The organism is Rhodopseudomonas infernalis, assembly GCF_022271405.1.
Lineage (GTDB): Bacteria > Pseudomonadota > Alphaproteobacteria > Rhizobiales > Xanthobacteraceae > Rhodopseudomonas > Rhodopseudomonas infernalis.
In genome coordinates this window covers 1-14,067 of the sequence record NZ_JAJNAL010000028.1, presented here as the reverse complement: position 1 = coordinate 14,067, position 14,067 = coordinate 1, and the positions used below count along the sequence as shown (strand labels likewise).

At 66.4% G+C, this 14,067-nt stretch carries 10 protein-coding genes; 4 read left to right on the top strand and 6 right to left on the bottom strand.

Translation table 11 applies throughout. From position 1 onward, the window contains the following. Positions 1 to 19: 19 nt before the first annotated feature. The 6 genes from LPW26_RS17760 to hpaR form a co-directional block, all read right to left on the bottom strand. Entirely contained in the window at positions 20 to 916 is an 897-nt protein-coding gene (locus tag LPW26_RS17760) for a transglutaminase family protein (RefSeq protein WP_238736851.1), read from the bottom strand. Continuing rightward, complete coding sequence (locus LPW26_RS17755; RefSeq protein WP_238736849.1) at positions 913 to 3,414, bottom strand: circularly permuted type 2 ATP-grasp protein; 2,502 nt, start codon at positions 3,412 to 3,414, stop codon at positions 913 to 915. The genes LPW26_RS17760 and LPW26_RS17755 overlap by 4 nt, the downstream gene beginning before the upstream one ends. Positions 3,415 to 3,437: 23 nt before the next feature. Next, positions 3,438 to 6,776, bottom strand: coding sequence for a transglutaminase family protein (locus LPW26_RS17750; RefSeq protein ID WP_238736848.1), 3,339 nt, complete (start codon positions 6,774 to 6,776; stop codon positions 3,438 to 3,440). 440 nt (positions 6,777 to 7,216) lie between these two features. After that, positions 7,217 to 7,993: an HpcH/HpaI aldolase family protein gene (locus LPW26_RS17745; RefSeq protein ID WP_238736846.1), complete on the bottom strand. Its 777-nt coding sequence runs from the start codon at positions 7,991 to 7,993 to the stop codon at positions 7,217 to 7,219. Positions 7,994 to 8,119: 126 nt separating this feature from the next. Further along, complete coding sequence (locus tag LPW26_RS17740; RefSeq protein ID WP_238736845.1) at positions 8,120 to 9,205, bottom strand: malate/lactate/ureidoglycolate dehydrogenase; 1,086 nt, start codon at positions 9,203 to 9,205, stop codon at positions 8,120 to 8,122. Positions 9,206 to 9,275: 70 nt separating this feature from the next. After that, on the bottom strand, positions 9,276 to 9,809 hold the full coding sequence (hpaR, locus tag LPW26_RS17735) for a homoprotocatechuate degradation operon regulator HpaR (RefSeq protein WP_238736843.1): 534 nt from the start codon (positions 9,807 to 9,809) through the stop codon (positions 9,276 to 9,278). Between the two features lie 243 nt (positions 9,810 to 10,052). Here hpaR and hpaH point away from each other — a divergent pair, with 243 nt between their 5' ends. The 4 genes from hpaH (at position 10,053) to hpaD (ending at position 13,902) form a co-directional block, all read left to right on the top strand. Further along, positions 10,053 to 10,859, top strand: a complete 807-nt coding sequence (gene hpaH / locus LPW26_RS17730; protein WP_238736841.1) for a 2-oxo-hept-4-ene-1,7-dioate hydratase — start codon at positions 10,053 to 10,055, stop codon at positions 10,857 to 10,859. Between the two features lie 19 nt (positions 10,860 to 10,878). Beyond that, positions 10,879 to 11,277, top strand: coding sequence for a 5-carboxymethyl-2-hydroxymuconate Delta-isomerase (locus LPW26_RS17725; RefSeq protein WP_238736839.1), 399 nt, complete (start codon positions 10,879 to 10,881; stop codon positions 11,275 to 11,277). After that, complete coding sequence (gene hpaE, locus LPW26_RS17720) at positions 11,270 to 12,820, top strand: 5-carboxymethyl-2-hydroxymuconate semialdehyde dehydrogenase (protein ID WP_238736837.1); 1,551 nt, start codon at positions 11,270 to 11,272, stop codon at positions 12,818 to 12,820. Before LPW26_RS17725 ends, hpaE begins: the two co-directional genes overlap by 8 nt. Before the next feature lie 104 nt (positions 12,821 to 12,924). Next, the gene (gene hpaD, locus LPW26_RS17715; protein WP_238736835.1) at positions 12,925 to 13,902 is read left to right on the top strand and encodes a 3,4-dihydroxyphenylacetate 2,3-dioxygenase; all 978 of its coding nucleotides are present in this window, start codon (positions 12,925 to 12,927) and stop codon (positions 13,900 to 13,902) included. Positions 13,903 to 14,067: the final 165 nt, after the last annotated feature.

Here is a 14,067-nt window from a genome sequence, read left to right as displayed (position 1 = left end):
GATTGATCATCAATCGCAACTAGCGGATCCGAGACGACGACTCCACCGGGATCACATCGACCGCGACCGCCAGCTTCTGACGGCGCGAGCCGACGATCACGCCGTCGACCGGAGACACGTCGGAGAAGTCACGGCCGACTGCCAGTACGATGTGATCGTTGGCAACCAACAGATCATTGGTCGGATCGAACCCGACCCAGCCGGTCTCGTTGCCACACCATACCGAAACCCAGGCGTGTGTCGCGTCCGCGCCTTGCAGCCGCTCCTGGCCGGGCGGCGGATAGGTCCGCAAGTAACCGCTGACATAGGCTGCCGGCAGGCCGAGACCGCGCAGCCCCGCGATCATCACATGGGCGAAATCCTGACAGACGCCGTGGCGCTTCTCGAACACCTCAGCTAGCGGCGTCGAGATCACCGTCGCTTTGGAATCGTATTTGAATTCGGTGTGGATCCGCTGCATCAGCTCGGCGGTCGCGCTGAGGATGCCGCGCGCAGGTGTAAAACTCTTGGCCGCATAGCGCGTGACCGCCGACTGGATCGGCGCGAGAGCGCTGGGGAACACGTAACCAACCGGCGCGCGAGCATCGAGGCTTGCGCATTGCAGCGCCGCTTCGCGCACGCTCTCCCACGCGCTGCTGCCGGCATCGCGCGCCGGCGGCACACGGTCGACTTCGACGCGCGAGCGGCTGTCGATCCGCAGCGCCTTGTGGGGCGCCTCGATGACGATGCTCTCGGTCAAGATGCCGAAGAAATCAACGCGCGTGCTGCGCGTCGCCGGCTTCGGCTTGATTTCGATGCTGTGCGAGATCAGCTTCTGGTGCGGGTCGCTCACCGGCGTCAGCCGCAGCGAGCAGCGCGCGAAGCTGACCTGGCTGCCATAGCTGTAGCTGGTGACATGACGGATATCGTAGATCACGCCAGCCCCGTCAGTTTCTCCGGCCGCGTGGCGCTGGCGCCGTGCGGGAAGTAGTGCGAACCGATCGCGTCGGCCAGCGACAGCAGATCCTGCTCCAGCGCGAACAGCTTGCGGCTGTCGAGGTCCGACGCTTCCGCCGTGGTCAGCGTCGCTTTCAGCGCGACCGCGAGGCGCTGCGGCCGCTCGATCAGGCCGCCTTCCTTCAGCGTCGGCAGGCTGGCGATATGCTCGTTGAGCTCCTCGACCTGGAACGCCACCGAGCGCGGATTGTACGGATCGAGCACCGCCAGATCGCGCACCGGCGCCAGTAGCGGGGCCACCAGATAGCGCGACCGATAGGTGATCTGGCAGTCGATCAGCGTCAGCAGTACGTCTAGATCTTCGGCGGTGGCATCCTCGCCGGCGAACTGACGCGTCCACCGCGTCGTATTGATGGCACGCTCGACGCGGCGGCCCAGCCGCAGAAAGCGCCAGCCGGCGGCGCGGTTCATGTTTTCCTGCGACAGGCCGGAGAAGCTGGCGAGCTCCTGCAGGGTAATTTCGGCGAGGCCGATCACCGCCTCCTCGTCCTCGGCCGGCAACGCCAGACGGTCGGCGGTCTGGGTGATCACCTGCCACGCGTCCGGCGACAGCCGCTCGCGCAGTGACGAGGCGTTGCGCTGCGCGGCGCGGATCAGCGACAGCGCCGAGCCGAACTGCTCCTCGCTGTGCAGCGCGTCGGCGGCGATCTTCGCGGTCTGGGCGCGCGCCGCCAGCGAGGTCGCGCCCCAGCTGATCAGCAACCGCTGGATCCGCTCGATCGCCTGGTGCAGCGGCCCCTTGCCGGGATCACGCTGCGGCACGCTGAGCGCACGCACCAGCCGCAGCGTCGCCTCGGCGCGCTCGAGATAACGCCCGAGCCAGAACAGATTGTCGGCGGCGCGGCTCGGCAGCAGGCCGGTGATGCGCCGGATGCGGACGTTCTCGACCGCCGGCAGCAGCGACGCCGTCGATACCGCGCCCTCGGACACCACCCAGACGTCGGCGGCGCGGGCGCCCTCGCCCATCGACACCGCGCGCGAATCCAGCCGCTCGGCGATCCGGCAAAAGCCGCCGGGCATGATGGTCCAGCCATCCTCGGTGGCGGCGGCAAAGACGCGCAGCACGAACGGCCGCGGCGCCAGCTTGCCGTCATCCCACCCCGGCGTGGTCGACAGTCGCACCTGCTCCTGCGCCACATAGTCCATGCCGCGCGTGGCGATCGCCTCGCGCAGATGATCGCGCACCACCGGCGGCAATTCGGCGGGCAGAACCGGGCCCATATGGGCGAAGCCCGGCAGCGTCGGCCCGTAAGCACCCTCGATGACGAAATCATCGAGCCGCGACAGCACCTCCTCGCGCGCCGAGGCCTGTCCGCACCACCAGGTGGCGATATGCGGCATCTTCAGGTCTTCGCCGAGCAGACGGCGGCTGAGGCTGGGCAGGAAGCCGAGCAGCGAACGTGCCTCGATCACGCCGGCGCCCGGCATGTTGGCGACGACGACGCCCGATTTGCGCAGCACATCGACCAGGCCGGGCACGCCGAGCTGCGACGAAGCGTCGAGCTCGAGCGGATCCAGCGAATTGGAATCGACCCGGCGCAGCAGCACGTCGAGCCGCTTCAATCCGGCGACCGTGCGGATGTGGATGCGATCGCCCGACACCGCAAGATCATCGCCCTCGACCAGCAGGAAGCCGAGATAGCGCGCCAGCGTGGCATGCTCGAAATAGGTCTCGCTGAACGGGCCGGGCGTGAGCAGACCGATCCGCGGCTCGTCGCGATCGGCGCTGGCGCGCAGGCTGTCACGAAACGCCTCGAAGAACGGCGCGACGCGCTCGACATTCATCGATTTGTACAGATCGGTGAAGGCGCGTGACAGCACCAGGCGGTTTTCCAGCGCGTAGCCCATGCCCGACGGCGCCTGGGTGCGATCGCCCAGCACCCACCAGCGCCCATCCGGACCCCGCCCGATGTCGGCGGCGTAAAGCCGCAAATACCGTCCGGCCGGGGGCTTCACGCCCGCCATCGCACGCAGATATTCCGGGCTGCCGGCGATCGCCGCAGGCGGAATGGCACCCGACGCGATCAGCCGCCCGTCGCCATAGAGATCCTGCAGCACGTGTTCGAGCAGCGTCGCACGCTGGGCGATGCCCTCCGAAATCTGCCGCCATTCGGCATCGTCGATCAGCAGCGGGACATGGCTCAGCGACCAGGCACGCTCCGCGGCCTCGCCAGGCGCCCGATAGGTGACACCGGCGTCGCGCAGATGCCGATCGGCGGCGCCGAAGCGGCGTTCGATCTCGTCCGGCGTGAGCGCCGCAAAGGCATCGAAATAGCGCGACCACACCGGTCGCGGCACGCCATCGTCACCGAGGAATTCGTCGGGGATGCCGGGCAGCCGTGTATAATCTCGCATCCACTGCGCCACCTTGCGGTCGCGCGGACGAACGCGTTTCGCCTGACTGCCGCCCTGCGCCATGAAAGCCCCCTCTGCCGGCTGAATCAATGCAGCAGTGGGGTCCGCAAGTCGAGGGTCACGGGAAATTCAAGTGTGCGTTCCTCGTGCGGCGGTTCGACCTTGCCCGGCGTGTGGCCGTGGTCCTGGAAGCGCGCCAGCCGCCGCGCCTCGGCCTCGTAGGAATTCACCGGGCGGGTCTCGTAGGAGCGCCCGCCCGGATGCGCCACATGATAGACGCAGCCGCCGAGCGAGCGGCCGTTCCAGGTGTCGACGATGTCGAACACCAGCGGCGAATGCACCGGAATGGTCGGGTGCAGCCCGGAGGCCGGCTGCCACGCCTTGAACCGCACGGCCGCGACTACCTCGCCGGAGCGCGCGGTCGGCGTCATCGGCAGGCGGCGGCCGTTGCAGGTGATGATATGGCGACCCTCGACGAAGCCCTCGGCCTTGACCTGCAGCCGCTCGACCGAACTGTCGACAAAGCGCACGGTGCCACCCGCGGTGCCCTCCTCGCCGAGCACGTGCCACGGCTCCAAAGCTTGCCGCACCTCCAGCGTGACGCCGCCGTGATACACGCTGCCGAACACCGGAAAGCGGAATTCGAGCTGCGCGGTGAACCACTCTGGCTCGAACGCGTAGCCGGCGTTTTTCAGTTCGCCGAGGACATCGCGGAAATCCTCCCACAAGAAGTGCGGCAGCATGAAGCGGTCGTGCAGCGCCGTGCCCCAGCGCACGAACTTGCCATCGAGCGGCTGCTTCCACAGCATCGCAATCAGCGCGCGGATCAAGAGCTGCTGCGCAAGGCTCATGCGTGGATCGGGCGGCATCTCCAGCGCACGGAATTCCACCAAGCCGAGACGGCCGGTCGGACTGTCCGGTGAGAACATCTTGTCGATGCAGATCTCGGCGCGGTGCGTATTGCCGGTGATATCGACCAGAATGTTGCGGAACAGCCGGTCGGTCAGCCACAGCGGCCCCTTGACGCCGGGCGGCGGCACCTGCGCCAGCGCGATCTCGAGTTCGTACAGCGAATCGTGCCGCGCCTCGTCGATCCGCGGTGCCTGGCTGGTCGGGCCGATGAACATGCCGGAGAATAGATACGACAGCGACGGATGCCGCTGCCAGAACAGCACCAGGCTCTTCAGCAGATCGGGCCGGCGCAGAAACGGCGAATCCGCCGGGTTGGCGCCGCCGACCACGACATGATTGCCGCCGCCGGTGCCGGTGTGGCGGCCGTCGATCAGGAAGCGGTTGGCGCCGAGCCGCACCTGCGCGGCTTCTTCATAGAGGCCGAAGGTCGTGGTCACCGCCTCGCGCCAGTTCTGCGCGGGATGGATGTTGACCTCGATCACGCCGGGATCGGGCGTCACCTTGATGACCTCGATGCGCGGGTCGAACGGCGGCGGATAGCCTTCGACGTGAACCTGAAGCTGCATCTCCTCGGCGGTCGCTTCGACCGCAGAGACCAGTTCGAGATAATCCTCGATGGTCTCGGTCGGCGGCATGAAGGCGCACAGCACGCCTTCGCGGATCTCGATCGACATCGCAGTGCGGACGCCGCCCTTGCGCAACGTCTGCTCCTCGACCGACTGGCTGGCGGCGCCAGCGGCGGCGGTCGGCTGTTCGAACACCGGCATCTGCTCGGCCGCGGGCGGCGGGGCGAAGCTCATCGGCGCGTAGCTCGGCAGCGGACCGCGCGGATCGAGCGGGTCGCGCTCGACGACGAACGGATAGTCCTCTTCGGGGATATGCGGCAGCGACGCGATCGGCAGCCGCAGGCCCATCGGCGAATCGCCGGGCACCAGAAACAGATTGCCGCGGCGCAGCTTCCAGCGCTCGCTGCGCCAGCGCTTCTTCGGCTGCGGTGCTTCGGCCTGCCACGCCTGGATCGGCAGCACGAAGCCTTTCGGCGTCGTCAGCCCCGAGTCGAACACCCGCGCCATCCGCGCGCGCTCTTCCGGATCGGCGAGCTTGCTGTCGGACGGATCGACGTTCGGAGGCAGGCTCGCTTCCTTCTGCAGCCAGTGGCTGGGATCCTCGAACGCCGGCAGCACGTAGTCGGTGTCGATGCCGAGCCGCCTGGCGGTGCCGATCGCGAACTGCTCGGCCTCCTCGACCTTCGCCGGGCGCTGGCCGAAGACCGGCGCGATCAGATCCGGATTCTTCCAGATCGGCTGACCGTCCTTGCGCCAGTACAGGCCGAAGGCCCAGCGCGGCAGGCTTTCTCCCGGGTACCATTTGCCCTGGCCGAAATGCAGCAGACCGCCCGGCGCGAAGCGCGTGCGCAGCCGGCGGATCAGATCGTCGGCCAGCATCCGCTTGGCGCCGCCGACCGCGGCGACGTTCCACTCAGGCGCTTCCATATCGTCGATCGACACGAAGGTCGGCTCGCCGCCCATCGTCAGCCGCACATCCTGCGCGGCGAGATCGGCATCGACCTTGGTGCCGAGCGCATCGAGCCGCGCCCAGGATTCGTCGGAGAACGGCAGCGTGATCCGCGGCGCTTCGCGAATGCGCTCGACCTTCATCTCGAAATTGAAGTCGACATTGGCGAAGCCGACAATGCCGGAGATCGGCGCGGCCGTGCGATAATGCGGCGTCGCGGCGACCGGGATGTGGCCCTCGCCGGCGAGCAATCCCGAGGTGACGTCGAAGCCGACCCAGCCGGCACCGGGCAGATACACTTCGGCCCAGGCGTGCAGATCGGTGAAGTCGGTTTCGGCGCCTTTCGGACCGTCGAGCGACTGGATGTCCGGGCGGATCTGGATCAAGTAACCGGACACGAACCGCGCCGCGAGACCGAGATGGCGCAGCGCCTGGATCAGCAGCCACGCCGAATCGCGGCACGAGCCGCAGCCTTTGCCGAGCGTCTCCTCCGGCGTCTGCACGCCGGGCTCCATCCGAATGATGTAGTCGACGCGCTCGCGCAGTTTGGCGTTGAGATCGACCAGGAAGTTGACCGTGCTGTCCGCCTGCCGCGGAATCTGATCGAGATAGGCCTGTAGCAACGGCCCGGGCGGCTCCGTGACCAGATACGGCGCCAGTTCGTGCTGCAGGTCGTCGCTGTAGGCGAACGGAAAGCTCTCGGCGTAGCTTTCGACGAAGAAATCGAACGGGTTGATCACCGTCATCGCGGCGGTGAAATCGACCTCGATCTTGAGCTCGTTCGCCTTCTCCGGAAAAACGAACCGCGCCAGCCAGTTGCCCTGCGGGTCCTGCTGCCAATTGATGAAGTGGTTCGCCGGCGTGACCTTCAGCGAATACGACAGGATCGGCGTCCGCGTATGCGGCGCCGGACGCAGCCGGATGGTCTGTGGGCCAAGGTCAATCGGGCGGTCGTATTTGTAATGCGTGACGTGATGTAGGGCGACGTAGATCGACACAGGGCAGCTCCAGCATTGATTTTGAGCAGAACACCGGAACTGGCACGGATCAAGCGCTAACAAAGGGCAAGGGATGCGCAAGGATGGGGCGATTTCAGACCGACGCAGCCGGAAACGCGCGGTGCGGGGGCAGAGCCCCACCAAACAACGGACGTCATCGTCCGGCTCGACCGGACGACCCAGTATCCAAGAGCGCCGATTGTCGGTCCCGAGCATCGCGCTGAACGCAAGCGCTCTGGAATACTGGGTCCTCCGCTTTCGCGGAGGATGACGGTGGTGGGAGTGGCCAACGTGACGTCATCGCCGGCTTGACCGGGCGACCCAGTACGCCCGGCTTTACGGTTATCCTCCGGTGGGAGCCAAACGCTGGCTCTCTGGAATACTGGGTCGCCCGGTCAAGCCGGTCGATGACGACGAGGCAAGCTGCACGAGTGCCGTTCTTACGCCTTCCCGCCCGAGTTCTTGCGCGTCTCGCCGACCCACTGCCGCGCGCCGATCGCCATGATGCCGCTGTCGTTGAGCAGCGTCACCAGCTTGAAGCCGAGTGCGATGTTGCGGGCGGCGCCTTCGGGGCCGGAGCAATGGATGCCCGGATAGATGCCGCGCTTGTCGCATTCCTTCAACAGCTTGTCGTAGATCTTCAAAATCTCCGGCTCCTCGCGGTCGAGCTTCGGCACCAGACCATAGGAGAAGCCGAGATCGCTCGGCCCGATATAGACGCCGGCGATGCCCTCGACGTCGAGGATCGCCTCCATGTTCTCGACCGCGGTGCGGGTTTCGATCATCGGGATGCACAGCGTCTCGTCGTTCGCAGTCGTCTGATAGTTGCCGGACGAGCCGTACAGGCCGGCGCGGATCGGGCCGTTGCTGCGCGTGCCGCGCGGCGGGTACTTGCAGTACTGCACGAAGTTCTCGGCTTCCTCCCTGGTGTTCACCATCGGGCAGATGACGCCGTAGGCGCCGCCGTCCAGCACCTTGCCGATGATGCCCGGCTCGTTCCACGGCACCCGCACCATCGGCGTCACCGGATGCGCCTGCATCGCCTGGAAGCAAGCCACCATCGACTGATAGTCCTGCACGCCGTGCTGGATGTCGACGGTGACGCTGTCGAAGCCACATTGCGCCATCACCTCGGCGGAAAAGCCCGACGGAATCGCGAGCCAGCCGTTGACCACCACCTTGCCGGAGGCCCAGAGTTCTTTCACCTTGTTCGCCATTGCTACTTCCTGTGAGTTACTTGTTACCGAGCCACATCCGTCATTGCGGGGAGCGAAGCGACGAAGCAATCCAGCGCCGTGCGTGTGGCTCGTGGATTGCTTCGCTTCGCTCGCAATGACGGATAATCACGCCGTCGCCGCCTGGATCGCCTGCTCGGGCACGCCGACTTCGCGCGCTGTCGCGACGATGGCGGCCCAGGTGTCGTCGGGCAGCGGGACGCCGTTCTGGCCGCGCTCGGCGCGGGTCTTCTGTTCGGGATCGCCGGGGATTAGCACCTGATCAACGCCGGCGATGGTTTTGGCGCTCTTGAAGTAATCGATGTAGCGCGTCACCTCGGCGTCGAACACATGGGCCGGATCGATGCGCTGCGGATCGACATAGATCGAGAACATGCCGTTCGCGAACGGCCGGTTCGGCCCGGTGGCGCCGTTGCCGGTGAGCGCGCCGCCGAGCAATTCGCAGATCAGCGCCAGCCCCGAGCCCTTGTGCTCGCCGAAGGCGCGGATCGCACCCTCGCCGTTGACGTGATTGATCGGGCCGTCCTTTTCGTAGGGGCCGTAGAGCGTCGCCGGATCCTGGCTGAGGCTGCCGTCCGGATTGATCAGCGCGCCTTCCGGCAGCGATTTGCCGCCGCGCGCCGCGACCAGCACCTTGCCTTCGGCGACGATCGAGGTGGCGAGATCGAGCACCACCGGCGGCGCGCCGGGGCGCGGGATGCCGACGCAATACGGCGCGGTCGACAGTCGGCGTTCGACGCCGCCGAACGGGGCGACGAGAATCGAGCCGGCGGCCGTGACGAAGTGAATCGACACCAGCCCCTCGGCGGCGGCCATCTCGGCCCAGTCGCCGATCCTGCCGATGTGCCCCGCATTCTTCAGCCCGACCGCAGCGAGCCCCTGCGCCTTGCATTTGTCGATGCCGATCCGCACCGCCTGCGGTCCGACGGTCTGGCCGTAGCCGAATTTGCCGTCGACGATCGCCAGCGACGGCAGATCGACCGGCACGTCGACCACCTGATCGGGATGCACCGCGCCGGCATTACGCCAGCGGATGTACACCGGCACGCGGATCACGCCGTGACTATCGTGGCCGGTGAGGTTCGCCGTGGTGAGATAGGAGCCGATACGGCGCGCTTCGTCTTTCGACGAGCCGGCGCGCTCGAACACGGCGGCGACGAAATCGATCAGCCGGTCGACCTGCAGCGTCACCATGGCGTCGCACGCTCGCGGAGAACAATCTCGCGGTCACGGCCTTGCCGCGCCGCCCAGCGCTGCCCGATCATCATCGTCCTCCCTGCGCGTCCGGGCGTGTCGCCGGCCGTCGTTTGCTCGGCGCAGTTGACCGAAATTCCGGCTCGCTGTCCACCACATCGGCCGCATGCCGCATCGGCATCTCCACCAGATGAGTTTCGAGCGCGCCCAGCATCTCCTGCAGTGCAGCGAGCTTTGCTTGGCCGAAATGGCGCGCGATGTCGGCGTAGATCTGTTCGGAGAACGGCGCGACGATCTCGATCAGCTTCAGGCCTTTGGGCGTGATCGACACCCGGCTGCGGCGTTGATCGTCCTTCGCCAGCTTCCGCGCGATCAGCTTGCGCCCCTCGAGATCGCGCAGCATCCGCGACAGGCTGGGCCCGAGCAGAAACGCACGCTCCGCCAGCTCCGTCACCTCGACTGCCTCGATCTCGGTCAGCGCGCGCAGGATGCGCCATTGCTGCTCGCTCAGGCCGTGGGCGCGCAACAGCGGCCGGAAATGCCGCATCACCGCTTCGCGGCTGCGCAGCAGCGCCATCGGCAGCGAGCGCGAGAAGGTGCGCATCGGCGGCTCTTGGTTCTGCGCCGCTCCCTCCGGGTCTTTGCAAGGCGCAACGCGCCGAAGCAGTCTAGCTCCGGAACGCGCGGCTGAATTGCTTCGCTTCGCTCGCAATGACGGTGGCTGAGATTTTTGCATCGCAACAAACAAGGATTGGGTTTGAGCGCGATCATTTAACATGTTAACCAGTTTTCGCGCGAGGATTTTGTTGATCCCGCACAGGGTGGAAGAACAAGGCGGAAGCCGAGCATGGCGTTGTCGAACAACGAAATTCGCGCCGCGGCCGAACGGCTGCACCAGGCGGAACAAACCAAGGTCCAGATCCGGCAATTGTCGCTCGATCATCCGGCGATCAGCATCGCCGACGCCTATGCAATTCAGAACGCCTGGATCGACATCAAGCTCGGCGAAGGCTGCATCATCCGTGGCCACAAGATCGGCCTGACCTCGAAGGCGATGCAGAGCCAGCTGGCGATCGACGAACCGGATTCCGGCGTGCTGCTGGACGACATGTTTTTCGACGACGGCGGCGTGATCCCCACCGATCGCTTCATTGCGACGCGGATCGAGGCCGAGCTCGCCTTCGTCATCAAGCATCGCCTCGCCGGCCCGCATTGCACGATCTTCGACGTGCTCAACGCCACCGATTTCGTGGTGCCTGCGCTGGAAATCCTCGATACCCGCGTGCAGCGCGTCGACCCGGAAACCAAGGCGACGCGCAAGATCTATGACACGATCGCCGACAACGCCGCGAATGCCGGCATCGTGCTCGGCGGTCGGCCGATCCGCCCGCTCGACACCGACCTGCGCTGGATCGGCGCGCTGGCTTATAAGAACGGGCAGCTCGAAGAGACCGGCCTCGCCGCCGGCGTGCTCAACCATCCGGCGACCGCGGTGGCGTGGCTCGCCAACAAGATCGCAGCCCTGGGGCTGGCGCTGGAGCCCGGACAGGTCGTGCTGGCCGGCTCGTTCATCCGCGCCATCGAATGTCGCAAGGGTGATACCATTCAGGCCGACTATGGGCCCTGCGGCACCGTCAGTTGTTACTTCGGATGATCAGCGAGCGAGCGTAGCCATGCCGCATTTCACCATCGAATATTCGGCCAATCTCGAGGCCAAGGTCGACATCGCCGCGCTGGTCGAGCTAGTCCGCACATCCGCGATCGAGACCGGGATCTTCCCGGTCGGCGGCATCCGCGTCCGCGCGATCCGCTGCGAGCATTATGCGATCGCCGACGGCCGCACCGACTTCGCCTTCATGGCGATGCTGCTGCGGCTCGGCGAAGGCCGCGACCTCGCCGCCCGCAAGCGCGCCGGCGAGCACATCTTCGCAAAGCTCTCGGACGAACTCGACCCGCTGTTCGCCGAGGAAGGTTTCGCGCTGTCGTTCGACATGCAGATCAACGACAAGGAAACCAGCTGGAAGCGCAACTCCATCCACGATCTGCTGATTGCCGAGGCCCGCCATGGCTGATGCCGCTCCCCCGTCCAACACGTCGGCTGCACTGCAGGCCAATCTCGACCGCGCCGCACCGCTGCTGAAGCAACTGCGCGCAGATGGCATCGGCCATCTGATCAACGGCGAGGTCGTGCCGTCTTCGTCGGGCGAGACGTTTGCGACGTCGTCGCCGATCGATAATGGGGAATTGGCGCAGGTTGCACGTGGCACGGCGGCGGATATCGATGGCGCCGCCAAGGCTGCGAAGGACGCGTTTCCGGCCTGGCGTGATATGGCCCCGGCCAAGCGGCGCAAGCTGCTGCACAAGATCGCCGATGCGATCGAAGCACGCGCCGACGACATCGCCGTGCTGGAATGCATCGACACCGGCCAGGCACATCGCTTCATGGCCAAGGCGGCGGTCCGCGCCGCCGAGAACTTCCGGTTCTTCGCCGACAAATGCGCCGAGGCGCGCGACGGGCTGAACACGCCGAGCGACGAACACTGGAACGTTTCGACCCGCGTGCCGATCGGCCCGGTCGGCGTGATCACGCCGTGGAACACGCCTTTCATGCTGTCGACCTGGAAGATCGCGCCGGCGCTCGCCGCCGGTTGCACCGTGGTCCACAAGCCGGCGGAATGGTCGCCGGTGACGGCCGACATGCTGACGCGGATCTGCAGGGACGCCGGTCTGCCGAACGGCGTGCTCAACACCGTCCACGGCTTCGGCGAAGAGGCCGGCAAGGCGCTGACCGAACATCCGGCCATCAAGGCGATCGCGTTTGTCGGCGAAACTGCGACCGGCGCGGCGATCATGGCGCAGGGCGCACCGACGCTGAAGCGGGTGCATTTCGAACTCGGCGGCAAGAACCCGGTGATCGTGTTCGACGACGCCGATCTCGACCGCGCGCTCGATGCCGTGGTGTTCATGATCTACTCGCTCAATGGCGAGCGCTGCACCTCGTCGAGCCGGCTGCTGATCCAGCAGTCGATCGCCGACAAATTCATCGACAAGCTGGCTGCCCGCGTCCGCGCGCTCAAGGTCGGCCATCCGCTCGACCCGGCAACCGAGGTCGGGCCGCTGATTCATCAGCGCCATCTCGACAAGGTCTGCTCGTATTTCGACATAGCCAAAAACGACGGCGCCACCATCGCGGTCGGCGGCGCGCGTCACGAAGGCCCGGGCGGCGGCCATTACGTGCAGCCGACGCTGGTGACCGGCGCGCGCGGCGACATGCGTGTCGCGCAAGACGAAGTGTTTGGGCCGTTCCTCACCGTCATCCCGTTCAGCGACGAGGCGGAGGCGATCGCCATCGCCAACGACATCCGCTACGGCCTCACCGGCTATGTCTGGACCAGCGACATGGGCCGCGCGCTGCGCGTCGCCGATGCGCTCGAGGCCGGCATGATCTGGCTGAATTCGGAGAACGTCCGCCACCTGCCGACCCCGTTCGGCGGCATGAAGCAGTCCGGCATCGGCCGCGACGGCGGCGACTACTCGTTCGAGTTCTACATGGAAACCAAACACGTCTCGCTCGCGCGCGGCACCCATAAAATTCAGAAGCTGGGGGTGGCGTGACGATCGCCCCCTCCAAGAGTCATTTCGGGGCGCGCGAAGCGCGAGCCCGGAATGACGAACTTTGATGCAGTGAACTAACAACTAAACTTCCTGGGGACCCTGCAATGCCGGTGCCGCAACACGTGTTCGATCCGCCGTTCAACATCGTCCGCTCGAGCCATGTCGTGCTCGACGTCGTCGACCTCGCCAAAAGCGTCGACTTCTACGAGAACATCATCGGCCTGCACGTCGAGGATCGCGACGACGCCACTGCTTATCTGCGCGGCAGCGAAGAGCATCAGCATCACTCGGTGGTGCTGCGCAAAGCGGAGCAGCCCGCCGCAGCGCGGCTCGGTTTCAAGGTCGCGAGCGAAGCCGATCTCGACAAGGCCGGCAGCTTCTTCGCCGAAAATGGCGTGCTCTACAGCTTCGTCGACCGGCCGTTCCAGGGCCGCACGCTGCACGTCACCGATCCGTTCGGCTTCCGGCTGGAGTTCTACGCCTCGATGGAGAAGCGGCCGCATCTGTTGCGCCGCTATGAGCGCTACAAGGGCTGCCATCCGCAGCGGCTCGACCACTTCAACGTGTTCGCCGCCGAGACCCAGGATACGATCGACTTCTATGCGCGGCTAGGCTTCCGCCTCACCGAATATGCCGAGGAGGACGGCGACGGCGGCCGCATCGCCGCCGCCTGGATGCATCGCAAGGGCAACGTCCACGACTTCGCCATCACCAACGGCAAGGGCCCGCGGCTGCACCATTTTGCCTATTGGGTGCCGGGGCCGCTCAACATCATCCACCTATGCGACGTGATGGCCTCGAGCGGCTTGCCACTGGAACGCGGCCCGGGCCGGCACGGCATCTCCAACGCGTTCTTCCTCTATGTCCGCGATCCGGACGGCCACCGTATCGAGCTGTATTGCAGCGACTATCAGACCATGGACCACGACCACGAGCCGCTGCGCTGGTCGCTGCGCGACCCCCGCCGCCAGACCCTGTGGGGCGCCCCGGCCCCGCGTTCCTGGTTCGAACAAGGCTCGCCGTTCGCCGGGCAGGAGGTCCGCGAGCCGGTGTTCGTAGCCGATGTGGTGATTGCGGATTGAAAACGGGGCGCCGAATGTACCCCTCCCCCTTGCGGGGAGGGTCGGCCGAGCAAAGCGGAGGCCGGGGTGGGGGTCCACGGGCACTGAGTGTGTGGCGGGGGCCCCCCCCCCGCGGGGGGGGGGGGGGGGGCCGCGCCCGCCCCGCGGGGGGGGGGGGGGGGGGGG